Below are 25,201 nucleotides of genomic sequence, written 5' to 3'. Positions count from 1 at the left end.
TGGCTGTTCTGGCTGTTCTGGCTGTTCTGGCTGTTCTGGCTGTTCTGGCTGTTCACTATCAGCGTCCGCACCCTGCTCGGCGTTTTCAATCGGTACTGACGCATCAGTATCGAGATCAACCTTACTCTGGGCCTCATCCGTTCCGATCTGCTCAGCATCGTTGGACTCAGTCGCGGATACAGTCGACTCACCTTCGGCATCCGCTTCAACAGAGGCCACAACGAGAGAAGCGGGCTCAGCAAGCAACTCCGGCTCAGGATGCACACACTCCAACTTAACGCCGGTTTCCTCTTCAATCTGAGGAATCATGAAAGAATCATCCTCACAGGCAAAACAGATTGATGTGCCCGTAGCCCCTGCTCGCCCGGTACGTCCGATGCGGTGAACGTAATCATCGGCATCGTCCGGCAACTGATAGTTGATCACGTGAGTCACACCATCAATGTGTATCCCACGGCCTGCCACGTCAGTCGCGACCAGCACCTGAATTTTGCCACTGCGGAAATCTTCGAGCGTCTTCAAGCGTTTATTCTGAGGGATTTCGCCTGACATCAGAGCGGCGCTGAGACCGTCCTTGCGGAGTTTTTCGGCCAGGGAGCGCGTTTCATGGCGACGGTTACAGAACACGATGGCGCGATCGATTCCATTCGCCCGCAGGTAGTTGATCAACAGACGATATTTCTCGTAGCTGGAAACCAGAAACACCTTCTGAGAAACGTTGTCAGTGGTCTTACGCTCCGACTCAATCTCGATACGCACAGGATCCACGGTCCACTGCTGCGCCAATCGCATGATTTCCTCGGTAAAGGTTGCGCTGTAAAGCAGCGTCTGACGTTCAGGCCCCTTGCGGGGCGTGTGACGAATAATGGTACGCACATCAGGGATAAAGCCCATGCTGAGCATCCGGTCGGCTTCATCCAGCACCAGCACCTCTACATTGTAGAGGTCGACCTCTTTACCCCGCACGAAATCGATCAAACGCCCCGGTGTGGCAACGAGAATATCGACAGGGCCACGCGCCAGATCCTTGCGCTGCCGGTCATAGTCCATACCGCCGACCAACGACACTACACTTAGATCAGCATATTGACAGAGCGCCTCGGCATCCGATGCTATCTGAAGCGCCAATTCACGCGTTGGTGCGATAATAAGCGCGCGAGGTTCTGCCAGCTTTCGATCACCTTCCAGCGGAAAATCAAGAAGGTCGGTTATGATGCCGATAAGAAACGCCGCCGTTTTGCCCGTTCCCGTTTGCGCCTTGCCGATCATGTCTTTACCGGCGAGCGCAGGCTCAATGGTCTCAGCCTGAATCGGCGTGCAATACTCGAAACCCAGATCCGCTATGGCGTGCAGCAGTACATCGGGTAGCTGAAAATCATGGAAACGCTTCTTGCCCTCTACCACCGGCACATTGAAGCTAGCGGGCGTCCACTGTTTCGAGCCGGAGGTTCTCGGCTTTCGAGACCGGCGACGGCGACGCGGCTTAGCATCCGAACCATTTTTTTCCGACGTGCTCTGCATTGCTTTCTCTTCAGTACTCAAGCGCTTACCTATTTATATTAAATCTTTCAGTTATCAATTTGACGGCGGAAAGGCGGCAGGGAATCAAGCAACAAACGGCCGTAGCGTCGTGTCACAACTCGACGATCCAGCAGCACAACCCGACCCCTGTCCTGTTCTGTTCTCAACAACCGGCCCACCGCCTGCGTCAAACGCATGGATGCCGCCGGCACTGCCCAGTCGGAGAATGCATTTCCACCCTGCTGTTCTATCCACTCCGCCATGGTGGCATCAACCGGGTCATCCGGGACACCAAACGGAAGCTTTGTGATGATCACGTCAGTGAGATACCCACCGGGCAGATCGACCCCCTCGGCAAACGATGCGAGCCCAAAAATAATGCTGGCTTCACCCGAGTCGATACGCTCCCGATGAATTCGCAAGATCTCCTGACGACTGTGATCACCCTGCGCAAGGATCTTATTTTTAATGGATTCAGGCTGGCGTTCAAGGGTGGCCAACATTTGACGCCAGCTACTGAACAATACAAGTACGGCCTGAAGACTCCCTAACCGACTGGCAAGATATTCAGATATCTCTTCAGTGTGCGCCTGCTGATCACCCGGGTCGGTGCGCATCGAAGGCACCTCAAGCGTGCCCATCGAGTAGTGATCAAAAGGACTCTCAAGCCTAATGCAGGCGGTATCGTCAGGTAAGCCGAGCTGATTGAGGAGACGGTCAAACCGACCGAGGGCTGTAAGCGTCGCAGAGGTGACGACCGCACCGAAACAGACATCCCACAGATGATCACGCAAGGTATCCGCGGCCGATACAGGCGCACTTCGCAGCTCGACATCTGTGTGATTATCGCCATCAATCCTCGATAACCACCTCGCCGTCGGGGTACGCCCCTCCGGATCGGGCGTCGCATAACTGCGCGAGAGCCAACTGATTTGCTGCACACGGCCCCAGAAAACGCCCAACTGAGGATACCAACGCTCGGCAAGGCTACGATCGATCTCGGCGATATCACCTTCCATCGCCTCACGTAGCACCGAAACCAACTGCTCGAGGTGCTGCTGAACGCGCTCGCTGGCGTGGGTCAGATCTCGACACAAAATACTCAATGACTCAGGCACGCGGCCTTGAGAAAAGCGCACCCGCTGAGAACGCTCATCACCCTCTAGAAGCGCCCTAACGGGCGGCTCAAGCTGGTCCAGAATCTCGCCCATATCCCGAAGCGGGTTAGCGAGCCGTTCTGTGGGATCAAGCAGCGCAACCGCACCACCACTCTCTTCAAGTAGCGCATGCAATCGCTTGGGCAGATTCTGACAAAGCTTTTGGCTACCGCCCAAGCGCATGGAGAATGCAAAATGCCCGGTCGCCTTATCGGAGATATGGTGCCCCTCGTCGAATACATAAATTGTATCTTTCGGATCCGGCAGGATAGCACCACCACCTAGCGCCAAATCCGCAAGCACCAGGTCATGATTAGCAACAACCAGCTCGACCTTGTCGAGCTCATCTCGTGCCCGGTAAAACGGACAGGCCGAAAAATTTAAACAGCGCCGGTTACTGCACTGCATATGGTCGCTGGTAAGTGGACGCCAGACACCCTCTTCCAGGGCGTCGGGCAGATTATCTCGATCACCGTCCCAGCTTCCCGACGCGAACCGGTCCGCAAGCTCCTTGTAGAGCGACAGTGTCCGGTCATCGAGCAACTGCGCGATCTCATCCTCATAGAGCGCCATCTGTCCAAGCTCACCCTGCCGCTCGAGGTGCTGCTCTATCTTGTTGACGCACAGGTACCGTCCACGCCCCTTAGCGAGCTGGAAACGAACATCCAGTCCGGCATGCCCGGTAACCTCTGGAAGATCCTTGTTAACCAACTGCTCCTGAAGCGACACCGTTGCGGTAGAGAGTACGACGCGTTTTTTACGTGCCCGAGCGATCGGCAGTGTTGCAAGCAGATATGCAATGGTCTTGCCCGTACCTGTTCCCGCCTCAACCACACTGACATGTTGCTCACCAAGACGCTCACCCTGCTCGCCCTGACCTATGGAGGCAAGAGTACGCGCGATCTCGGCGATCATCAGTTTCTGTGCGCCACGAGCCTTCAGACCCCGATTGGACAAAAATTGACTGTAGGCCGACTGAATCGCCTTTTTAAGCACCGGATCGAGCAAGGGTGTTCCTTCCAAAACAAAGTGGCGGGGCATCATATCAAGAGACTGGATATTTAAACAGATAAACGCTTGACGCTCACACAATACTGTATAAAACTACATGTACTGTATAAATAGACAGATGACTATGAAACTGACCAAACGCCAGAGCGAAGTACTCGACTGTATACGCCAGCACATAGATGAAACCGGATATCCGCCAACGCGTGCCGACATCGCACGTGACCTCGGATTCCGCTCAGCCAACGCCGCCGAAGAGCATCTCAAGGCGCTGGCCAGAAAGGGAGCGATAGAGATCATCCCCGGTACATCTCGCGGCATACGTCTACCAGAAACGGAAAATACAGAACAAGGACTGCCGATCGTAGGTCAGGTCGCAGCGGGCGAACCAATACTTGCCCAGCAGCATATCGATGACTACTGCACCATTGGCGCCGAATTTTTCCACCCCAAGGCAGATTACCTGCTACGCGTTCGTGGAATGAGTATGAAAAACATCGGCATTCTGGATGGTGACCTGCTTGCAGTACACCAGACTCCGGAAGCGCGTGAGGGGCAGATAGTCGTCGCGCGTATAGGCGATGACGTCACGGTCAAGCGGTTTCATCGCGAAGGCCAGATGGTGTATCTAATCGCCGAAAACGAGGAGTTCGACCCTATCGAGATCGACTTGGTCGAGCAGGAACTTCAAATCGAAGGGCTAGGCGTAGGCGTTATTCGCCAAAGAGCAGACCTTTAATATCGAGGTGACAGCATGCATGCAACAGCATTGGATTACGGCACGAACACATCTTCAGCTGCGTCAGCAGCCGCTGGCCGCGTTACCGAAATCATTCAGCATAGTGACAGCGTGTCGCTATCCCCTTTGCTGCTCCCCATGCTGGCACAACTGAGCCAACAGAAACGCTGGCTGGCCCTCGTGGGCGCGCCTTCTGAGATCAACCGAGCCGCCCTTGCAGAAGCTGGAGCCAGCCTCGAGCGCATCTGGATACTGCGACCAGACAGCCGTCATTCAACCGTAGAGTTGGCTAAACGCGCGCTACGCGCCGAAACCTGCCATACCGTCGTATCCTGGCATGGCCAGCTGGATGATGGTGAACTCGGACAACTGCAACAAGCAGCCGGTGGCGTAGGAATCCAGGGTATAGTGGTACGAGGCTGTTGATCAGCCCGTTACCACTCAAGCATTGATCCACGCTGCCGATCGACCAGCTTATTCAGCTCATCAAACCACTGTCGGAACTCGGACAGCAGCTCTAAATCTTCTGCATGATCAGGATTCACCTGTACCACATGTATCTCAGAAAGACTTTGACTTGCATCCTGAGGCTTCGATCTCTGCGCCGATGCACGCCAACAAGCAGAGTACGCACGCTCAAGCTTTTCGAGCCAACTTCCAGGCGTTACAGACAACTGTTCCAACTCATTTAACTCCGGCGACTCTTGCCCCGTCGTTTCAAACTGAGCCTGCAGCCCGGCAATATCATCGATGGTACTGACATCCAGCCGATAGCGCTCGCCAATCTCTCTGACAAACGCATGAATGGCACCTTTCAGATGAAAAAGCACGGACTCGTTGTACGATTCGATAATCCCGTGCTTATTCCAAGAGCTGGAACCCTGAGCCTGCGACAGGGCGTCAATGTGACAACGTGCGAAGCTCAGCTTCTGATTGGTTCTGGCTACATAGATTTCGCTCATAACGCCCTCTGCTCCATCACTTGCTCTTGCGTGCGTGCTCTTCACGCCAGCGCCCGTCGACGCAATAGGCGCGCCAGCCGGTTGCCTTACCCTCTTTTTCCGACATGACGTACTGCTCTTTCGTCTTGCGGCTATAACGGATAATGGCAGGGTTACCCTCATCATCCTGCTGAGGTGCATCAAGGAGATAGTGATATTTAGGGTCGATGTCATCGCGGTGCGGTATCAACTCGGAGACCAAAGGCGCCCGTGTCTCCCTGTTTTTTGGGAACTGACTGGCGGCCAAAAACAGTCCGCTCGCGCCGTCGCGCAGCACGTAGTGATCATCCACCTTCTCACACTTGAGCTCAGGCATCGGGACAGGATCAATCTTAGGCGGAGCCACTTCACCACTTTTCAGCAACTTGCGCGTATTTTTGCAATCGGAGTTGGTACAACCAAAAAACTTGCCGAATCGTCCGGTCTTGAGCTGCATCTCTGAACCGCACTTATCGCATTCGATAACCGGACCGTCATATCCCTTAATTTTGAAACTGCCAGCTTCCACCTCATAACCGGAGCAATCCGGGTTATTGCCACAGACATGGAGCTTACGGTCAGCATCAACAAGATATGAATCCATGGCTGCGCCACAGAGCTTGCAACGGTGCTTGTTACGCAGAATCCGGGATTCCTCTTCGTCATCCCCGTCTGCGCTTACAACTTCATCACCCGGAATCAGGTTAATCGTGGCCTTACAGCGCTCTTTAGGTGGCAAGGCATAGCCCGAACAGCCGAGAAACACCCCGGTACTGCCGGTTCTGATCATCATCTTGCGTCCACATTCAGGGCAATCAATGTCCGTCGGTGTTGGCGTATTGGGGCGCATACCCTCATCCGGATCCTGAGCCGCCTCAAGCTTGTCGACAAAGCCCTTGTAGAAACGATCCAGAAGTTCATGCCACTCGACACTGCCTTGCGCCACCTCATCGAGCTCCTCCTCCATACGCGCAGTAAAGCCGTAATCCATCAGGTCGGAGAAGTTTTCATTGAGGCGCTCGGTTACGATATCGCCCATTTTCTGAGCGTAAAAGCGGCGACCCTGAACTTCGACATATCCGCGATCCTGAATGGTGGAGATAATGGCCGCATAGGTAGAAGGCCGACCGATGCCACGCTTTTCAAGCTCTTTAACCAGACTGGCTTCCGAGTAGCGCGGAGCCGGCTTGGTGAAATGCTGCTTGGGATCCAGTGCTTCAAGCGTGAGCGCCTCACCCGGCTGAACGTCCGGAAGAATAAGATCTTCGTCACTTTTACCCTTTGCAGGCAAAACACGGGTATAACCATCGAACTTAAGAATGCGACCTTTGGTGGTCAGTTCAAAATCACCCGCCATTACCTGCAAACGCGTACTCAGGTAACGAGCAGGCGTCATCTGGCAGGCGATGAACTGCCGACGGATCAGGTCGTAAAGCCTTACGGCGTCGCTATCCATGCCAACCAGGCTATCCGAGACCATATTGACGTCAGACGGACGAATCGCCTCGTGCGCCTCTTGCGCCCCCTCTTTGGAGCTGTAGCGGACGGGATCGGCTGGCAGGTAGTCATCGCCATACTTGGCTTTGATATGCTCTCGACACGACTCTACCGCCTCAGCACTGAGGTTGGTCGAGTCGGTACGCATATAGGTGATATAGCCCGCTTCGTAGAGTCTTTGGGCCAACATCATGGTTTTCTTTACCCCGAAGCCAAGACGCGTACTGGCGGCCTGCTGCAGGGTCGAAGTAATGAACGGTGCCGAGGGTTTGCTGCTGGTGGGACGGTCTTCACGGTTGGTGACCGAGTAGCTCGCCTGCTGCAGAGCCTCCAGCGCCGCTTTTGTTTGTGCTTCATTGACGGGGCGGAAATTGGCACCCGCCTGCTTGACGACTTGCAGGCGCAATGCGTCCGCTTGTGGAGTGCGCGCATCGGCGTGCACCTCCCAGTACTCTTCCGGCACGAAGGCTCGGATCTCCCGCTCCCTCTCTACCACAAGACGCACAGCCACCGACTGAACACGACCGGCAGACAGTCCACGCGCTACTTTTTCCCAGAGCAGCGGCGACAACATATAGCCAACCACGCGATCAAGGAAGCGACGCGCCTGCTGGGCGTTAACACGGTGCATATCGAGCTGCCCCGGCTCTTCGAACGCCTCTTTAATGGCCTTTTTGGTAATCTCGTTAAACACTACGCGACGAAAACGGCTGTCATCACCGCCTATCGCTTCACGCAGGTGCCAGGCAATCGCTTCCCCCTCGCGGTCCAAATCGGTTGCGAGATAGATTTCATCGGCCGAGCGCGCCAGCTTCTTGAGTTCTTCGACAACCTTTTCCTTGCCGGGGAGAATCTCGTAGTGCGCCTCCCAACCTTTCTCGGGATCGACACCCATTCGCGACACCAGCTGCTCGCGTGACTTGCGTTTTTTGTACGCTTCCTTCTCTTCAGCCGACATTTTCCGGGTCAATGCGGCCTGCTTCGCGCGCTCTTTCGGATCGCTTTTGGCTGCACTGCCGCTTGTCGGCAAATCGCGAATGTGACCAACACTCGACTTCACTACGTACTGGCTGCCGAGATATTTGTTGATCGTTTTCGCCTTGGCCGGCGATTCCACAATAACGAGCGTTTTTCCCATTAGGATATCCTTAAGTGCTGGTACCTTCCCCAGAAACTGCGTGCATATATAAGTGTTGCGCTATCGGGGGTCAAGCAAGCGCATCTTTTTTCACCTTGGCGGAACACACACCGATACCTGTCGTACAACTTCGCAAAGGTGATAGAGTCGCCTTATAATTCAGGAAGCTATCTCCTCTTTATATTCAGAGTGCCAAAGTTAATGCTGTCAGACAATCTGATGTACGTTGTGCTCATCGCACTGGTCGGCATCGCTGCTATAGCGGCCAACTATGTGATCACGACACGAGAGGCCCACAACAAATTTAAAAACGACCGACTGAAGTGGCTTAAACAGCAGTCGGAACACACACTGAACGCGCTTTCGATCCTGAAAGAGGTCGGCTGTCGCAGTGACATCGTCGACAAACTCAACCAACACGCCATGTCGCTTATCGAGGAGATCAGCGCGATTGCGCCCGACTCCGATCTGATGACAGAAATTGCCCGCAGCAAAGAGAATACCGATCGCATCAAGCGTCGCCAGGGGGGGCTTGAAAGCGACCGCGCGGTGCGTCGGGCGCAAATCTACCTGAACTTCGCAGAAAAACTGCTGATCGAAATGGGCCGTAAAGGCCGCCTCACCCCACAACTGGCCAAGGCCTACCAGCAGGAGCTCTACTGGCTGAACGTTTCAATGGTGACTGAAGCCCACATCACACAAGCCGAGCGCCTTCAAGGCAGTGGCGAGAAACACGGCGCACTTGCACACTACAAGCATGCGAAAGCGGTTCTGGTGCGCGCCACCGTATCGCAGCAACAGAAACAACCCCTGCTGCAAAGGCTACAGGTCGAAATAGACAAACTTCAGCCCAAGCGCGATTACGGCGCGGGAGCTCTTGCAGACTCGATCGACAACTACCTCAACCAATGAGGTGACGATAACTAAAGTGCGGTAAAGCGTGACACACACTCTCCACTTTCCAGCGTCACTTTTTCAACAAACATGGACAGGGGCCTGACCCACAAGCCGAAGTCACCGTAAAGCGCACGGTAAACTACCATCCACTCTTCTGTCTCCGAGTGTCTGGCCGTTCCGATCACTTCGTAGTCCATGCCCTTGTAGTGCCGATACAATCCCGGCTTCAATTCTGCTTCCATAACACCCCCTCGTTTACACCCGTACTTCTACCAGCTCTTTCAGTATCCCGGCCAACCGTTCAAGCGTTGCCTCATCGCTCTCATGCCAAAATGCTGTCATGTGAATGGGTGTTGACTCCAGCGCCACAACATCATCCGGCAAGCGCTCCAATACCGCGTTGACATGCTCGAGCACAGTGCCCGGCAACAACCCTTCACCGGTTATCCAGCTCCACCCCTGCCCAAGCCCGGTATTGGCCAGCGTCTCGCCGCGACACACCTGCCAACTGCACCAGGACTCTTTCTGAGCTCTGCTCAGGTTGGTGCGTAACAGCCTGTAGGCCGGAACACTGATCGATTCCCCTTCCATCTCCCCCGTCATCCGCGGTAGCTTCAGAGTTACGAGCTGTACCTGTAAGCCCAGCGTTCTGGCCTTGAGTCGCAAGTGAGCCTGAAAGCGCTGACGAGGTGTCGGCATGACCCACATCACGGAACCAATCAGTGACATGATGACGAAAACAATGATTAACCATTTCATGGTGTTATCCTTTAGGTAGAACAAACGAATGTGTCGGACGCATCCGCGCCCCACTCAACAGGACAAGGAGCCCAAACCATGGCCCGCTATACTCGTATTCTGCTCGCGGTCGACCTTTCCGACGAATCCACACAGCTCGCCGAACGAGCGGTGGATCTGGCCCGCATGAACCAGGCTCAGCTGAGCCTGATCCATGTTGTTGAACCTCTGAGCTTCGCCTACGGCGGCGACGTTCCAATGGATCTGTCGACCATTCAGGAGCAACTTGATGAGCATGCGCGCACCAAGTTGAACACTTACGCTGAAGCACTGGGATATCCAGTCGACAAGAAATTCGTCGTAACTGGCAACACTGAAACCGAGATTCACCGTATTGCCAGCGATGAAGAAACCGATCTGATCATCGTAGGTAGCCACGGGCGCCACGGCCTTGCCTTGCTGCTTGGCTCAACCGCCAATGGCGTGCTTCACGGTGCTCCTTGCGACGTTCTGGCCGTGCGCATGCGCAAAGACTGATAAGCGCCGCGCCAACACAGGCGGGGTCAACTCCCCGCCTGCATCTCCTCAAGTTCGACCCAGCGCTCCATCAGAGTCTCGAGCTTCTGTTCCTGATCATGCAAAGCGGCTAACCTTGCCGAGACATGCGCGTGATCCTGACTGTAAAAATCAGGTGCCGATGTTTCCTCCTGCAGCCTAGCCAAAAGGCTTTCAGCCTCCTCCATCATCGCAGGCAGTGCATCCAGCTCACGCTGAAGCTTGTAGCTTAGCTTTCGCACGTTATTGGTCTTGGACTGAGACGCCGCAGCCGGCGCTTGCCCTGCATCGGCTTCACTTTTAGCGGGGTTCGACTTAGACGAAGTGGCCTTGGGCCGCTGACGCAACCAGTCCTGATAGCCACCAACATATTCGACAACACGCCCATCACCCTCGAACGCGAGCGTGCTGGTGACGACATTATCCAGAAAGCGACGATCGTGACTAACCAGCAGCAGCGTACCCTGGTAGCTCAGCAGAATCTCCTCGAGCAACTCGAGTGTCTCGATATCCAGATCGTTCGTCGGCTCATCAAGCACCAGCAGGTTAGCCGGCTGACTGAATAGACGCGCCAGAAGAACACGATTACATTCACCGCCCGAGAGCGCCTTCACCGGTGTGCGCGCGCGTTCAGGACTGAACAAAAAGTCCTGAAGATAACTGATGATATGGCGGTTCTGACCGTTTATTTCGATGCTTTCACGACCGCCGGAGACGTTATCGATAATACTGCGCTCAGGATCCAGCTGTCCGCGTAGCTGATCGAAATATGCCACCTCAAGCTTGGTGCCCATTCGAACAGTACCGCTCTCTGGCTGCAATTCGCCAAGCAGTATTTTGAGCAAGGTACTCTTGCCTGCACCATTTGGCCCGATCAAACCGACCCTGTCGCCACGCTGAATCGCGAGTGTCAGATCACGGATAATCGCAATACCTTCATAACTTTGAGAGACATTTTCGAGTTCGACCACCAACTTGCCGGACTTAACCGCATCCTCCAGATTGAAGCGCGCCGCGCCCTGACGCTCACGCCGGTCTGATCGTTCCTCACGCATTTTCTTCAAGGCACGCACTCGCCCTTCATTACGCGTGCGACGAGCCTTAATGCCCTGACGGATCCAGCGCTCTTCCTGAGCCAGCTTCTTGTCGAACTCCGCATTATGGCGAGCCTCTTCCTGAAGCAACGCTTCTTTCTGCTCAAGGTAGCGGCTGTAGTTGCCCGGAAACGAGGTCAAGGTGCCACGGTCAAGCTCGATAATACGCGTGGCGAGACGGTCGACCAACGCACGGTCATGGGAGATAAACAGTACCCCTCCGCGAAATGCAAGAATCTGCTCCTCCAACCACTCGATTGTTTCGATATCGAGGTGGTTAGTCGGCTCATCCAGCAGCAGAAGATCGGGATTCTGAACCAACGCTGCGCCCAGCGCTGCACGTCTGCGCCAGCCACCGGACAGCTCGGCCATGCACTTTTCCCCGGGCAATGACAAACGCGCAAGCACCGTCTCTACGCGCTGTTCGAGATGCCATCCATCGCGCGCCTCAAGCTCATGCTGAAGACGCTCGAGCTGATCCATTGAGGAGGGATCATGCTGCTGCACCAGCGCTTCATAACGCGCCCGCAGCTCTACAACCTCGGCAAGACCGGCCATGACAACATCACGCACTCGGCGTTCATCGGCCGCTGGCAGCATCTGCGACAGCTCTGCGATGCGAATGGCTGGATCTTTCCAGAACACCCCGGAATCAGGGTGTTGATGTCCGGCCACCACTTTCAGCAGGGTGGATTTACCAGCACCATTGAGTCCTACCAGCGCGACGCGCTCGCCTGCTTCAAGCTGAAGATTGACGTGATCAAGCAATGCGCGCGTGCCAAAGCTTACGCAAAGCTCATCGAATTTGATCAGTGACATCTAAGGCTATGCACTCTGTTCAGTTTTAAAGCCGCTAGTTTACCTGAAACAGGGGCACGAAATGAAAAACACTCAAGCATATAAATTTCCCTGCCGATACAGGTAGACTGACACTATCCGCTCGCGCCACAGTCTAACCGAGGGATGGAGACACCGATGCAGCGCCCAACACTGTTACACCTGATAGCCACCTCAGTATTGATCACAAGCCCCACCGCTTTCGCTTCACTTTCTCCTCAACAGGAGTTGTACAAGAAAACGCTCGTCGCCGCCGAAAAGGGCGACTCAGCGTCAGTACAGAAAGGGCTCAAGCAGCTTAAGCAATATCCGCTCAAGCCTTACATCATTTACGCCGAGCTAAGATCCAGACTTAACACTCTGCGACCGGCCGACGCTCTCGACTTCAGCCGACGCTATTCCGACACACCACTGGAAGGCAGGCTGCGCTGGGCACTGACCACCTCGCTGGGCAAGCGCAATGAGTGGCAGGCCTTTCGTGAACTCTACCCGTCCCTCGACCGACCCAGCGCTGAGCAACAGTGCTATTGGGGACGCTCCGAGCTGGCGACGGGACACAAAGAAGCCGCATATACACTCGCGGCGCGACTGTGGGTCGAGGGTCATTCGCAGCCCGATGCCTGCGACCCGCTTTTCGACAGCTGGATGAAGTCCGGTGGATTGAAGGACAGGCATGCTCATGATCGCGCGCTGGCTGCACTTGAGGAGGGCAACATTTCGCTTGCCCGCTATGCCGCCAAGCAGGCATCACAAGCCTCAACCAAAGCTCAGCTCGACAAGGCGATCGAGCTTTTCCTTAATCCCAAATCATTGCTGACAAACGCGGCGCTTGTAACGCCCAAAACACCGGACCATCGTCGTTTGCTGATGTTGGCAGTCAATCGCCTGCGCCGAAGCGACCTGGACGCAGCCATTGATCTGTGGGTTCGGGATCGTGCGCGACTTTCCATACCGGCTGAAGAGCAATCCGAGCTATCCGTGCGCATGGGTACGCTGAAAGCCAAACACTACGATCCCGACTCAGAGTCCGCACTTGCCCGCATCGATCCGGAGTTCCGCCTGGAAGAGCTGACCGAATGGCGAGCCCGTCTGGCGTTGAAAAGGCTGGACTGGGTCGAAGTCGAACGCTTGATCGGAAAGCTGCCCGCCAACAAGCAGATGCATGAGCGCTGGCAGTACTGGCTCAGCATGGCAAAGATGAAACAGGGCACTGACGTTACAACGCAACTGAAAACGTTAAGCGGCGATCGTACGTTTTACGGTTTTCTCGCAGCCGAGTTAAGCCACTCGCCTTTCTCGCTCGATCATGAGCCCATTGCGATGGACGCGCACAAACTCAAAGAGCTGGAGGCGACACCTCCCTTCCAGCGCATGCGTGAACTATACGAACTCGGCGAACTGTACGACGCGCGCTCTGAATGGAACAACGCCACCCGCGATCTGTCACCGGATGATCAGCATATGGCCGCTCATCTGGTCAAACGCTGGGGTTGGCATACGCAGGCGATCCGTGGCGCTATACAGAGTGAGCAATGGAACGATCTCGACATTCGCTTCCCCGACCCCTACCCCGAACTGTTCGTTGACGCTTCCGAGCGAGCGGGCATTACAAGCACCTGGGCAACGGCGATTGCACGACAGGAAAGCGCCTTTTGGGAGACGGCCAGATCCCGGGTCGGTGCGCGCGGCCTCATGCAGTTGATGCCGACGACCGCTCGCCACACCGCCAAAAAGCATTCACTGCCGCTGGCCAATCTGGACGAGCTGTACCAGCCGCGCACCAATATCAATCTAGGCAGCGCCTATCTGGGCGAGATGTATCGAGAGTTCAACAACAATCGCGTTTACGCAACAGCGGCCTACAACGCCGGCCCCCATCGCGTAAAAGCCTGGATGAAAGAGAGGGGAAATCTTCCGCTTGATATCTGGATTGAAACCATTCCGTTCGATGAGACGCGCAACTACGTTCAGAATGTGCTGGCATTTGCAGTGATATACGATCGCCTTGCAGACCGCCCGGCCCGCCTGCTCAGCGATAGCGAACGCAAGCTATTGGCCTATAACCAACCGCAAGGAAAGTCAGACAAACTCTGACACCTCACCTCAGGCTGCGCGCGCTGCCACCAGGTAGCCGCGCAGCTGCTCGGCATCGAAAGGCCAGCCGAGCTCCAAACCCGACGCAGGCGCTCTGAGAACAGGGATCCGTGTCGCATAGCGTTCCATCAAATCGTCTTCATAGGCGATATCAACCAGATCAACCTCCGCATCCCCCGGTTGAAGCACCGCTTGAAGGATGTCTATCGCGTGCTCACACAAATGGCACCCGTCCGTTGTCATCAGCTCAAGATACAGCATCGCCCTTCCCGTTGTTTTTCGTACTAAATACCCTTGAATCAACCATCATACCGAAATATCGCTATATCCCTTATACTTACCGCCCCTAAACGTCGGACACCCGAGGGACCACCAAGAGGTAGTAATGAAAAACAGCGTGGCGCCAAATAATAACGAAGTCCGCTTGAGCGACGATGAGTTCATCGTAAGCAAGACCGACAAGCGCGGCATTATCACCTATGTGAACCGCACCTTCATGAAAATTTCGGGATACTCGGAGCCGGAGCTTCTCGGGATTCAGCACAACATTATACGCCACCCAGATATGCCCCGCAGGGCCTTCAAACTGCTGTGGGATACTCTCGGCGAAGGCAAAGAGTTCTTCGCCTATGTCAAAAACCTCTGTAAGGACGGTAGCTATTACTGGGTAATGGCGAATGTGACGCCTGACCTCAACGCCGAAGGCAAAGTTGTTGGCTATTACTCCGTTCGACGCAAGCCCACCAACACGGCCATTCAGGCGATCACACCACTGTATAAAGAGATGCTCGATATAGAGCGTGCCGCCGGCCCCAAAGAGGGACCCACGCGATCAATTGCGCATCTGCAGGCGCTGTGCGAATCCAAACAGTGCAGCTACGAAGAGTTGATCTGGTCGCTGGATAACGCCTGAACACAGGGATCCGACAGTCCGTTGAAGGAGTAGTACCTTGCACAATACACCGAGCAAACCCGGGCGCAGTACAGGCAGCCTTTTCCTACGCAACCGGCTACGCCTCACCACCCTGCTGCTGCCTATCATCGCGCTTATTCCGGCCACCATGACAGCCTTCGGAGAAAATTGGTCGGGCGCCGCCTGGATGCTGGTGCCCGCCGCGCTCACAGCAGCCCTGTCGCTGAGCCTTTACCGCTCGGCTTCACGCCCGCTCAACACCCTCGATAGCATCAACAATGCACTCAAGAACGCCAATAAAGGCGGGTTCGACAGCCGCATCAGCCATACCGAAAAGCTGGGTGAAGTGGGTCGGGTTGCGTGGGAATTGAACGACTTTCTGGACAAGATAGAAACGTACTTCAAGGAAGTCGACACCTGCTTCCGTTACGTGTCCGATGGCCGCTACGACCGTCACGCACTCTATAAGGGGTTACCCGGGCAGCTGCGCGAATCGCTTATTCGTATCAACAACTCACTTGAACTGATGCGCAAGGGGGCGGAGTTCGTCGCTGGCAACGAGCTCAATTCAGACCTGCACAGCCTCAACACTAAACATCTTATTGGTAACCTTAAACAAAATCAGGCCGACCTTGTGCGCATTAGCGACGAACTCGGCCGCGCCGAATCCATCGCAGACCGTACCCGACAGGAAGCACGTGATAGCCAGACGGCGGTTGTACGCATGGTCGAGGCACTCAAGCGGATACATGAGACGATCGAGTCGGTCGTCGAGGTGGTCGACAAGCTTGGCAGCGACAGCAAAAAGGTGGCGCAGTCCCTGTCGATCATTACCGACATTGCCGATCAAACCAACTTGCTGGCGCTCAATGCCGCAATAGAAGCCGCTCGTGCCGGTGAGCAGGGACGCGGCTTCGCCGTCGTAGCTGACGAAGTAAAAGCGCTGTCAAAGCGGACTAAAGATGCCGCCGTAGAGGTCACCCACACAATCGGCACCTTCAACCAGCGTGTTGATGAGATGGTTGAGCGCGCGACCGACTCCAATCAGGAGGCCGCTGAAGTCAGCTCCATGGTTGAAAACTTCAGAGTGCAGTTCGACTCGATCGCGAGTGCCGCCGAAGAGACGAAACTCTACTTAAGCCACGCCAAGGACCGCTCTTTTGGCTCACTCACCAAAGCTGACCACGTCATTTACAAGCAGTATGGCTATCTCATGTTCGATGACAGTCAGACCTGGACAGACGAGGAGCAGGCCGTATCCCGGGATCACAGGGCATGCCGCCTCGGACAGTGGTATTACACCGGTGAAGGTGCCGAGAAATTCTCGACCACGCACAGCTATAAACTGCTTGAAAAGCCGCACGAGCAGGTCCATCGATCCGTTCAGAGCGCAGCCGCTTTACGCGCACAGAACTGGCGCAACGATGCCAAACTACGCCGAGAGATCGTAAGCCTAATGACGCGTGCCGAAGAGGAGAGCTACAAGATACTGCAACACATTGATGAGATGATCGATGAACGTCACCGGTCGGAAGGGGCACGCTAACGCGACCTTTAGGGGGGTTGTCCTCTTCTCCGGCTGGGTCTATGCTCAAAAATCGGCCGGAAACATATTATTCTGCATCCAGTAGTACCGGTCGCCCATACATATATACGGAGTCGGCAGTCTATGGATAAAGCAACAGCGAGCGGAAACTATTCGACTGATCCTCAGGAATTCATCAACTACGTTGCGCGCGAAACCAACAAGGTGCTGGAGATGTTCTCGGCCAGCGGCGGCGACGATATTTTTCGCCAGTTCACCCAATCCTGGACAGAGCTCGCCACCCGCTCGCTAGAGGACCCCACAGTCTGGATCCGCGCTATTGCCGACTACCAACAAGCGCAATTCAACCTGTGGCGCAACCTGATGAGCGGCACCAGCGGCGAAACGCCAGTCGTCCAGCCAGAACGGGGCGACCGCCGTTTCCAGAGCGACGAGTGGTCCAACAACCCCATCTATGACTACATTAAACAGTCTTACCTGCTGACCTCCCGCATGTTGGTCGACATGGCCGCCAATGCCAAACTGGCACCTTCCGAACAGGCCAAACTGGAGTTCTATACCAAGCAGTATGTCGATGCTCTGTCGCCAACCAACTTTGCACTAACCAACCCGGAAGTGCTTCAGCAGGCTATGGAAACCAAAGGCCAGAGCTTAGTCGACGGCCTCAAGAACCTGCTCGGCGACATCGAAAAAGGCCGCATCTCGATGACCGACGAGAGCGCCTTCGAACTGGGCACCAATCTCGCTACGACGGAAGGTGCTGTCGTCTTTCAGAACGAACTCTTCCAGCTGATTCACTACAAGCCGGAGGGCGAACAGGTTTATGAGCGCCCGACCCTGATCGTTCCGCCAAGCATCAACAAGTTCTACATTCTCGATCTTCAGCCGCACAACTCATTTGTAAAATACTGTGTTGAGCAGGGTCAGGACGTATACCTTGTATCTTGGGTGAACCCGACCGTCGAGCAACGCGACCTGAGCTGGGACGACTACGTTAGCGATGGCGTATTGAAAGCGATTCAGGTCACCTGCGAGATCAGCGGCTCCGAGAAGCTTAACGCCGTTGCATGGTGCGTAGGCGGCACGCTGCTGACTACAGCACTGGCCGTCATGGCTAACCGCAAGGACACCAGCGTCGGCTCGGCCACTTTCCTGACAACATTGACCGACTTCTCGAACCCGGGAGACCTGTGCGTCTTCATCGATGACTATCAGGTGAAGCAGCTTGAAAGCAAGGTAAACTCTCAAGGCATTTTGAACGGACGGGAGCTCGCAACCTCATTCAACATGCTGCGTTCAAACGACTTGATCTGGTCGTATGTCGTCAACAATTACCTCAAGGGACAAACACCTCCGCCGTTCGACATCCTGTATTGGAACAGTGATTCCACCAACCTGCCGGCGGCCATGTACACCTTCTACATCAACAAGATGTATCTCGAGAACAAACTCGTAGAGCCCAATGGACTGGAGATCTGCGGTGAGCCGATAGACCTCGGCAAGATCAAGATCCCCTGCTATTTCCTGTCTACAATTGAAGATCACATCGCGCCCTGGAAAGGCACCTTCAATGCGACGGAAACGTTTGGCAGCACAATCGAGTTCGTTCTCGGCGCCAGCGGCCACGTTGCGGGCGTCATCAACCCAGCATCCAAAAACCGCCGCAACTATTGGGTCAAGGGCGAGCAAGGCAAAGGCGCCGATCATTGGCTGGAAACCGCTGAGCGCCAGGAAGGCTCCTGGTGGCCAAACTGGGCGGAATGGGTCCGTCGACGCGCCGGCAAAAAGGTCGATGCACCGAAAGAGTACGGTAACGACACATACAAAGTGATCGAACCGGCTCCGGGCTCCTACGTCAGCGTGCGTATCGACTGATACCCACCACAGCAGTCGTTGCAAACGGGGCCTCGCGCCCCGTTTTTCGTATTGTCAGGACGCCAGCTCCACCTTATCCTTTGCCTCCCGCCACTTCGGCCTGTTAAGCGAACCACGCTGTGTCTCTGATTCGATCGTCCCTCAAGGAAAGCCGACACTTAATCACCCTCTGCTGGCCGATCATGATCGCCCAAATGGCTCAGCATGCCATGGGATTTGTAGACACCTTAATGGCCTCTCATGCAGGGCCCGCGGAGCTGGCCGCGATCGCACTGGGTAGCAGCATCTGGCTTCCGCTTATGCTGACACTGTGCGGCGTACTCATCGCAACCACACCGCTGGTCGCACATCGCGTAGGGGCCGGAAGGGAGTCCGAGTCCGCATCGATTCTCAGCCAGGCACTGGGACTGGCGCTGTTGCTATCGGTACTTGCCGTAATACTGCTGAACAACACAGACCCTCTGCTCGCCCTGTTTCGAGTGGATCCACTTTTGGCCAGCAAAACCGCAAACTACCTTAGCGCGATATCCTGGGGCTTCCCGCCAATGCTGTTGTATCAGGCACTTAGAAGCTTCAGTGAAGGGTTTGGCCGCACCCGCCCGATCATGCGCATCGCGATCATCGGCATGCTGGCTAATATTCCTCTCAATTACATGCTGATCTTCGGAAAAGCCGGACTACCCGCACTTGGCGGCGTCGGATGCGGCTACGCCACAAGCGCTGTCATGTGGGGCATGCTGAGCCTTGGCATCGTGCACCTGATAAAGGACCCTACATTCCGCGAAGCCCGCTTGGCATTTAGATGGTCTCTGCCCCACCTCGATGCTCTTGGTCAATTTTTACGGCTAGGCCTGCCAATTGGTATTGCCCTGCTCATCGAGGCCAGCATGTTCAGCGTCATTGCACTGTTTCTTGCAGGTTACGGCGACACAGTTATCAGCGCACATCAAATTACGTTCAGTGTTACCGGGCTCATGTTCATGATCCCCCTGAGCGTGGCGATGGCGCTCACCATACGAACTGGCCAACTACTGGGCCGCGCACAGTTCGACCAGGCCCGATTCAGCGCCGGCTGTGGCATAGCACTAACGATTGTGATCGCGTTTATAAACTCATCGATTCTGCTGATCGCCAGTCGTGAAATTGCTTCAGCCTATACTGACATTGATGCCATCATCGACATGACCGTCCAACTGATGTGGATCGCCGCACTCTTCCAGATCGCCGATTCCATACAAGTATCCGCCGGCGGCGCCCTCAGAGGCTATAAAGATACCAGCGCCACCCTAGCGGTGGTTTTTGTTGCCTACTGGCTGGTAGGTTTACCCGCCGGGTATGTCATGGCCGAACCCTTGGCGCTTGGCGTGTTTGGCTACTGGTGGGGACTGTTGGCCGGTCTGACAATTGGTGCCGTACTGTTATCGATACGTCTATACAGGATAAGTCATGCACTCTCGCCTGCTCATTCCCCTCTTGCTGGCACTGCTGACCACAGCGTGTAGCGAGCCAGATGCCCGCTCCATGTTGGAGCGATACACAGAGCGGGTGGGTAACGCTATCGAACAAACCATCCAAACGGACTATCAACAGGCACTCGCGCAGCGCCCAGCGCTTCCCCCCAGACGGCTACGTCTGCTAGAGATCGAGCCAATTAATGAAGGTTTGATCGATGTGCTCGACTTTCGACACTGCGACCTCCTCCATGTGATCGCCGAGCGCAACACATCGCTCGGCAAGCTGGCGGGTTACTCACAGCGACTGATTTATGAGCTAAAAATACTGCCGGCCCTTCGTGCCTGCCATGCACGCATTATTGACCAAAAACTCGACGTTCCAGACCGCCTCAAATTACGGCTGACTCAAATAATTACCCAGAAGGAACAATCGTTCGGCGCTCTGCTCTGGAATACGTTTTATACATCCGACGAGATGGAGCAGCAGTTTGCGCTCAACCAGCCGCCGCTACCGCTACAGGGCGTACTAGAGCTGTCATCAATCAAGCCAGCCCTGGATCACTTCGTGCTACTTGCCGATCTGGTTAATAAAAGCAGCTGGAATACACCCGAATTCGGCACCGCTCTCGAAGAGGATTTCGAGTCTTTATACCGTTCGAACTTCGGCGCCCAGTGGCTTACAAGCATCACACTTCTTACCCATACGCTTGAGCGAACCGCGGATGCGATCGAACAGCGCTTGTCGCGGCGCCCGATATGCTTCAATAACAAGCCCAATAATCAGGCCAACATCATTCGAAACGTATTCCAAAGATTTTATGCGGGAGAACTCCAACCCTACCTATCTCTGGTTGACCGGCAAGGACGAGAGTGGTTGAGCTACCATCACAGGATAATGAGTCAATTGCCGGTCCCGGAGGCTGCGTCCAATTACTTTCATGTTCAACTCGACCTCACCGCACCTGAGGGCATCTGGCAACGTTATATCGACGCCCGCGACCGACACACCCGCGCCTGGCAGCGCTTGCTTCGACAATGTGGCATGATGCCCGGCAGTTGAAACCCAAAACCAGCAAGGCATGTAGCATCACCGCCTACTTACGGATACTCAAGGTGACAACCGACGATAGCCGAAAATCGTTGAAAAGATGGCCTGCCCAACGGTACTTGGCCGCACTCGCCTTCCTCGTCACGTTGGCAGCCGCGATAGCCTTGACCAGCTTGGCAAGCGAGGGTGTGCGCTTGTCGCAAGCCGATATAAATCGTTTTCGCGAAATCTATGGCACAGAGGCCGCACAGCGACTTACGGCATGGCAGAGCCTGATGAATCGACTCACAGACGCCCCGGAGCAAACCAAGCTCAAAGAGGTCAACGCCTTCTTCAACCAGGTACGCTTTCTCGACGATATTGTGCACTGGAAGCAGGAAGACTATTGGGCCACGCCTGTGGAATTTCTAATCTCAAATGGCGGCGACTGCGAAGATTTCGCTATAGCGAAGTACTATACGCTCAAGGAATTGGGAGTCAGCGTCGATAAAATGAGCCTGACCTATGTAAAAGCGCTCCGCTTGAATCAGGCCCATATGGTTTTAACCTACTACCCCTCACCCGAGGCCATGCCGCTGGTACTGGACAATCTTATCGGTGAAATCAAAAGCGCAGACCAAAGACCTGATCTCCTGCATGTGTATACTTTCAACGGTGACAATCTTTGGCTAAGCAAGAAAGGCAAGCGCTCTCAACTGGTCGGCACGTCCGATCAGTTAAAGCCCTGGGTTAAACTCCAGTCGCGCGTCAATGCCAACGACGTCAACCTCAACTAACGGTCTGGAAGGAATCTATGTCCCTGGTTAACCAATTGATCGCCGCGGTCCTCGCTGTATTGATCGGACTGGCTTCCGGCACGCTGTTTATCATGTCGGACAGCGGCAAGTCGATGCTGCTTAGCCAGCTTAGAAGCCATGCCCAGGACAGTGCTACCCACCTCGGACTTTACATCGCCCCTTTTATGGCAAGCCAGGATAACGCTGCGATCGAAACCGCCGTCAATGCCATATTTGATAGCGGCTTCTATCAGCGCATAGAAGTGGAGAATGCCGACAATCAGCCCCTATTTCTCAAAAAAACCGAGACGGATATCCCCGAGCGTGTACCCTCCTGGTTTGTCGAACTGATCCATATCGAACCACCTTCGATGGCCCGAAAAATCACCTATCAATGGCGCCACGTCGGGACAATTCACGTTCAAAGCCGCGCAGGCTACGCCTATGAACGTTTCTGGGAAGCCGCACAAAAAGCGCTGACACTCTTCGTCATTTTGTCACTGACGGCAGCAGCATTGATTAGCCTCCTGCTGCGATATCTGCTCAGCCCGCTGAAAAAAGTCGAACATCAGGCGGTGATGCTGGCGCAGAAAACCTACATAGAACAACCGACACTGCCCAAGACGCGCGAACTGCGACGTGTGGTGGAAGCAATGAACGCCATGGTCCGGCAGGTTAAGACCATGTTTGACGAGCAAAGTCGCAATATCGAAGAACTCAGGGGAATGGCCTATCAGGACTCACTCACCGGCCTTGCCAATCAACGCGCCAGTCTTGCGCAGCTACAAGAGCGTATCGACTATGATCGTGACTTCGGCCCAGCCACGCTACTGATGTTCCGCATCCGGTCTCTGGCGGAACTCAACCGCCGCTACGGCGAGGACAATACCAACCATCTGATAAAATTTATCGCCACCGAACTGGACAAGCTTGGCCAACAGCTCGGAAAACGCTTGATCGGGCGGATTAGTGGCTCGGAATTTCTGCTACTCACAGAGCGTTCGAATCTCGACCGAATCAAACCCCTGATCGACTCTTTCACAAGCAGAGTCAACACGCATATGGCCAACATGACGCCCTCTGCCTGCGAACCCTGCGCGGTCATGACCTGCGGTATAAGCCATAGCACGGAGCAAGGTGGCTCTGCCCAGCTGCTCTCACACGCACGCCTTGCACTCAATCATGCCGACATTGAAGGACTGGAGATTTCCGAGCACTCCGGCACCGACGGATTACCGAGCCACTCTCAAACTTGGCACCAGCATATAGCCGCCGCCATTAGTAACAGCCAGATATTCTTGCAGTACCAGACACTGGTCGACAGCGAGTCACACCCCGTGCATGGCGAGATCTTTGCCCGCATCCTTGATGAAGACAACCAGCCCTGCCCAGCTGTTCGCTTCATCGGGGTCGTGCGTGAGCTGGGATTGCTTGCCGCGATGGACAGGGCGGTCATCCAACGCGCGATAGCCCACCTGCAGCGCTCACCTCAGGGTATATCGCTCGGTATAAACCTCGGGCAGGAGAGCCTGATGGCAGATGACTTCCCAGCATGGATCGGGACCCAGATCGGCCAGCTCGAGCATCCCGAGCGCATAAGTTTCGAAATAAACGAGACGGTAATTATGAACCATACCGAGCGCGCACAAGCACTGAGGACACAACTCAAGGCGCTAGGCGCGGGTTTTGGCGTCGATAATTTCGGCATCCATCCGCAAGGGTTCAGCTACCTCTATTCGCTAAAGCCTGACTACCTGAAAATCGACGGATCCCTTATCCGCGAAATCGATATGAATGATGAAGACAGATTTTTCGTCAGGAGTTTGATCGGCGTCGCGCACAATATTCATATCAGCGTATATGCCGAACATGTCGAGCGCGAGAGCCAGCTCAGTCAGCTAATCAGTCTCGACATAGACGGCACACAAGGCTATCTGCACGGCAAGCCAATCCCCCTTAGTTAAGCCGACTGTCACACGTGGCTTTTCACCCAACGAACAAGCGAGCTGTAATCCATCGCCCCGGCTTGCCGCGCTATTTCTCGCCCACCTGAGAAGATGAGCAACGAGGGTATACTGCGGATCTGGTAGCGTTGAGCCAGATCTGGTGCTGCTTCAGTATCGATCTTTACAAACCGGCAGGCGGGTTCGAGCTCTTGTGCCGCTCGCTCAAATACCGGCGCCATCATTTTGCAAGGGCCACACCATTGCGCCCAAAAATCGACAATTACGGGGATATCGGTATTGGCAACGACACGAGCAAAACCCGATGAGTCCAGCGATGCAGGCGAACCCTGAAATAGAGCTTCACCACAGCGGCCACACTTGGGCGCAGCGTTTAAGCGTTCAGCCGGTACCCGATTCGTAACAAGGCAGGACGGGCAGCTGAGCGTAATGGCAGTAGACATAAAACCCCCACAAGATCGTCTGAAAATATATCGCTTCAGGATCTAAATGGGGGTAAATCGACAAGACTCAAGAACGATTAGCGATTGCGACTATTCAACTGAAGCAACATATCCAGCTTCTTGTTGATCCGCTGCTCCTTGGCTTTGACCGCCTGCTTGCGCTCTTCTTTGCGCTCGGTCTTTTCCCGCTCACGGCGCTGATCCTTGATCGCCTTTAGCTTTTCCCGTGCATGAGAGGCTTCCTCCTCGCTCACCTGCCCTGCAGCAGTTCCGTCGAGGCCAATACGGTCAGCACCAGGCTGAAGACTGCGCAGATACTGCGGGCTTCGCACATAGCTTGCTAACGCGCGCTTGATACGGTTGCGTGCGAGCTTTTCGTCCGCGATCAGATCTTCCTGAATACCCACCTTTAGCGGACGAACATTATCCCGACTGAATACATCGGGGTATGTTTCACACAACTGCACCAGTGCTGCCTGATTCGCGGCCCGATTCTTGGCCCGATTGCGGTTCTTGGCTTCAGGCGTTTTTTCGATCTGATTCACTGTAACACTCTCATCTATCTGATTAGATGCCCTGGAGCGCTTCGCCTCCAGAACGTCAAGACGTTGTTCACACTCGTTTAGCAGCGCCAGCGTTTGCGCATGCAACCTATCGATGTCCGACACCCTCAAGATACCCCTTTGCGGATGTAATACACGAACACCTCCTCCTCAACGCCCTGCTCAAGCAGATCGTGGCCGAGAAAATGACAAAACTTGGGTATATCCCGCTGGGTCGAAGGATCCGTTGCCCGAATACAGAGAACCTCTCCCTCGGCCAACTCCCTCACCCGGTTATGGAGCATCATCACCGGCTCCGGACAAAACAGGCCGCATGCATCCAGAACCTGGGTTACTTCTATCTTAGCCATCAATGGACCCTATG

At 54.9% G+C, this 25,201-nt stretch carries 22 protein-coding genes and 1 pseudogene; 12 read left to right on the top strand and 11 right to left on the bottom strand.

Features of this window, described 5'->3' with window-relative positions; genetic code table 11:
- Window positions 1-240: 240 nt before the first annotated feature.
- Window positions 241-1,521, bottom strand: a pseudogene (gene rhlB, locus ADIMK_RS16495) (ATP-dependent RNA helicase RhlB); the annotation flags it as partial.
- 47 nt (window positions 1,522-1,568) lie between these two features.
- Complete coding sequence (dinG, locus tag ADIMK_RS16490) at window positions 1,569-3,686, bottom strand: ATP-dependent DNA helicase DinG (protein ID WP_036190445.1); 2,118 nt, start codon at window positions 3,684-3,686, stop codon at window positions 1,569-1,571.
- Between the two features lie 121 nt (window positions 3,687-3,807).
- Here dinG and lexA point away from each other — a divergent pair, with 121 nt between their 5' ends.
- Window positions 3,808-4,425 (top strand): transcriptional repressor LexA, encoded by a 618-nt coding sequence (gene lexA / locus ADIMK_RS16485; RefSeq protein WP_438267750.1) that lies wholly within the window; start codon window positions 3,808-3,810, stop codon window positions 4,423-4,425.
- A gap of 15 nt (window positions 4,426-4,440) precedes the next feature.
- The gene (locus tag ADIMK_RS16480; protein ID WP_051693033.1) at window positions 4,441-4,851 is read left to right on the top strand and encodes a SulA-like leucine-rich domain-containing protein; all 411 of its coding nucleotides are present in this window, start codon (window positions 4,441-4,443) and stop codon (window positions 4,849-4,851) included.
- 8 nt (window positions 4,852-4,859) lie between these two features.
- Here the strand turns inward: ADIMK_RS16480 and ADIMK_RS16475 are convergent, their stop codons facing one another.
- Together ADIMK_RS16475 and topA are read right to left on the bottom strand one after the other, a co-directional pair.
- On the bottom strand, window positions 4,860-5,387 hold the full coding sequence (locus ADIMK_RS16475) for a DUF6586 family protein (protein ID WP_036190439.1): 528 nt from the start codon (window positions 5,385-5,387) through the stop codon (window positions 4,860-4,862).
- Between the two features lie 16 nt (window positions 5,388-5,403).
- Window positions 5,404-8,040 (bottom strand): type I DNA topoisomerase, encoded by a 2,637-nt coding sequence (gene topA / locus ADIMK_RS16470; protein ID WP_036190436.1) that lies wholly within the window; start codon window positions 8,038-8,040, stop codon window positions 5,404-5,406.
- A gap of 201 nt (window positions 8,041-8,241) precedes the next feature.
- Between topA and ADIMK_RS16465 the strand changes: the two genes are divergently transcribed.
- Entirely contained in the window at window positions 8,242-8,952 is a 711-nt protein-coding gene (locus tag ADIMK_RS16465; protein ID WP_036190433.1) for a hypothetical protein, read from the top strand.
- A gap of 11 nt (window positions 8,953-8,963) precedes the next feature.
- Here ADIMK_RS16465 and ADIMK_RS16460 read toward each other — a convergent pair whose 3' ends face one another.
- Window positions 8,964-9,179: a DUF1653 domain-containing protein gene (locus ADIMK_RS16460; RefSeq protein ID WP_036190430.1), complete on the bottom strand. Its 216-nt coding sequence runs from the start codon at window positions 9,177-9,179 to the stop codon at window positions 8,964-8,966.
- Between the two features lie 13 nt (window positions 9,180-9,192).
- On the bottom strand, window positions 9,193-9,696 hold the full coding sequence (locus tag ADIMK_RS16455; protein WP_036190427.1) for a hypothetical protein: 504 nt from the start codon (window positions 9,694-9,696) through the stop codon (window positions 9,193-9,195).
- A 78-nt stretch (window positions 9,697-9,774) separates the two neighbouring features.
- On the opposite strand from ADIMK_RS16455, the gene ADIMK_RS16450 reads away from it, so the two are divergent.
- The gene (locus ADIMK_RS16450; protein WP_036190424.1) at window positions 9,775-10,212 is read left to right on the top strand and encodes a universal stress protein; all 438 of its coding nucleotides are present in this window, start codon (window positions 9,775-9,777) and stop codon (window positions 10,210-10,212) included.
- A gap of 26 nt (window positions 10,213-10,238) precedes the next feature.
- Here ADIMK_RS16450 and ADIMK_RS16445 read toward each other — a convergent pair whose 3' ends face one another.
- On the bottom strand, window positions 10,239-12,143 hold the full coding sequence (locus tag ADIMK_RS16445) for an ATP-binding cassette domain-containing protein (protein WP_036190421.1): 1,905 nt from the start codon (window positions 12,141-12,143) through the stop codon (window positions 10,239-10,241).
- A 156-nt stretch (window positions 12,144-12,299) separates the two neighbouring features.
- Between ADIMK_RS16445 and ADIMK_RS16440 the strand changes: the two genes are divergently transcribed.
- A complete protein-coding gene (locus ADIMK_RS16440) occupies window positions 12,300-14,255 on the top strand; it encodes a transglycosylase SLT domain-containing protein (RefSeq protein ID WP_051693032.1) in 1,956 nt (651 codons plus the stop codon).
- 9 nt (window positions 14,256-14,264) lie between these two features.
- Here the strand turns inward: ADIMK_RS16440 and ADIMK_RS16435 are convergent, their stop codons facing one another.
- Window positions 14,265-14,516, bottom strand: a complete 252-nt coding sequence (locus tag ADIMK_RS16435) for a glutaredoxin family protein (RefSeq protein WP_036190418.1) — start codon at window positions 14,514-14,516, stop codon at window positions 14,265-14,267.
- Between the two features lie 124 nt (window positions 14,517-14,640).
- Between ADIMK_RS16435 and ADIMK_RS16430 the strand changes: the two genes are divergently transcribed.
- The 7 genes from ADIMK_RS16430 (at window position 14,641) to ADIMK_RS16400 (ending at window position 23,831) form a co-directional block, all read left to right on the top strand.
- Window positions 14,641-15,168 carry a PAS domain-containing protein gene (locus tag ADIMK_RS16430; protein WP_036190415.1) on the top strand — a complete coding sequence of 176 codons (528 nt, stop codon included), beginning with the start codon at window positions 14,641-14,643 and terminating at the stop codon, window positions 15,166-15,168.
- Window positions 15,169-15,205: 37 nt separating this feature from the next.
- Window positions 15,206-16,714 (top strand): methyl-accepting chemotaxis protein, encoded by a 1,509-nt coding sequence (locus tag ADIMK_RS16425; protein ID WP_036190412.1) that lies wholly within the window; start codon window positions 15,206-15,208, stop codon window positions 16,712-16,714.
- Between the two features lie 123 nt (window positions 16,715-16,837).
- Window positions 16,838-18,589 (top strand): PHA/PHB synthase family protein, encoded by a 1,752-nt coding sequence (locus ADIMK_RS16420; RefSeq protein ID WP_051693031.1) that lies wholly within the window; start codon window positions 16,838-16,840, stop codon window positions 18,587-18,589.
- A 182-nt stretch (window positions 18,590-18,771) separates the two neighbouring features.
- On the top strand, window positions 18,772-20,091 hold the full coding sequence (locus ADIMK_RS16415) for an MATE family efflux transporter (RefSeq protein ID WP_081849829.1): 1,320 nt from the start codon (window positions 18,772-18,774) through the stop codon (window positions 20,089-20,091).
- Window positions 20,036-21,103 carry a DUF3080 family protein gene (locus ADIMK_RS16410; RefSeq protein ID WP_036190410.1) on the top strand — a complete coding sequence of 356 codons (1,068 nt, stop codon included), beginning with the start codon at window positions 20,036-20,038 and terminating at the stop codon, window positions 21,101-21,103. The genes ADIMK_RS16415 and ADIMK_RS16410 overlap by 56 nt, the downstream gene beginning before the upstream one ends.
- Window positions 21,104-21,156: 53 nt before the next feature.
- Window positions 21,157-21,867, top strand: coding sequence for a transglutaminase-like cysteine peptidase (locus ADIMK_RS16405; RefSeq protein WP_231517068.1), 711 nt, complete (start codon window positions 21,157-21,159; stop codon window positions 21,865-21,867).
- A 17-nt stretch (window positions 21,868-21,884) separates the two neighbouring features.
- Window positions 21,885-23,831, top strand: a complete 1,947-nt coding sequence (locus ADIMK_RS16400) for a bifunctional diguanylate cyclase/phosphodiesterase (protein WP_036190405.1) — start codon at window positions 21,885-21,887, stop codon at window positions 23,829-23,831.
- An 8-nt stretch (window positions 23,832-23,839) separates the two neighbouring features.
- On the opposite strand, the gene trxC is transcribed toward ADIMK_RS16400, so the two are convergent.
- The 3 genes from trxC to tusA all read right to left on the bottom strand — a co-directional run bounded on the left by trxC (window position 23,840) and on the right by tusA (window position 25,187).
- Window positions 23,840-24,274, bottom strand: a complete 435-nt coding sequence (gene trxC / locus ADIMK_RS16395) for a thioredoxin TrxC (RefSeq protein ID WP_036190403.1) — start codon at window positions 24,272-24,274, stop codon at window positions 23,840-23,842.
- A 77-nt stretch (window positions 24,275-24,351) separates the two neighbouring features.
- On the bottom strand, window positions 24,352-24,942 hold the full coding sequence (locus ADIMK_RS16390; RefSeq protein WP_081849827.1) for a ProQ/FINO family protein: 591 nt from the start codon (window positions 24,940-24,942) through the stop codon (window positions 24,352-24,354).
- A gap of 2 nt (window positions 24,943-24,944) precedes the next feature.
- Window positions 24,945-25,187, bottom strand: coding sequence for a sulfurtransferase TusA (gene tusA / locus ADIMK_RS16385; RefSeq protein ID WP_036190401.1), 243 nt, complete (start codon window positions 25,185-25,187; stop codon window positions 24,945-24,947).
- Window positions 25,188-25,201: the final 14 nt, after the last annotated feature.

It is taken from the genome of Marinobacterium lacunae, assembly GCF_000705555.1.
Taxonomy (GTDB): domain Bacteria; phylum Pseudomonadota; class Gammaproteobacteria; order Pseudomonadales; family Balneatricaceae; genus Marinobacterium_D; species Marinobacterium_D lacunae.
Note: the sequence above shows the minus strand (reverse complement) of the source record. Positions and strands in the feature narration are given on the sequence as shown.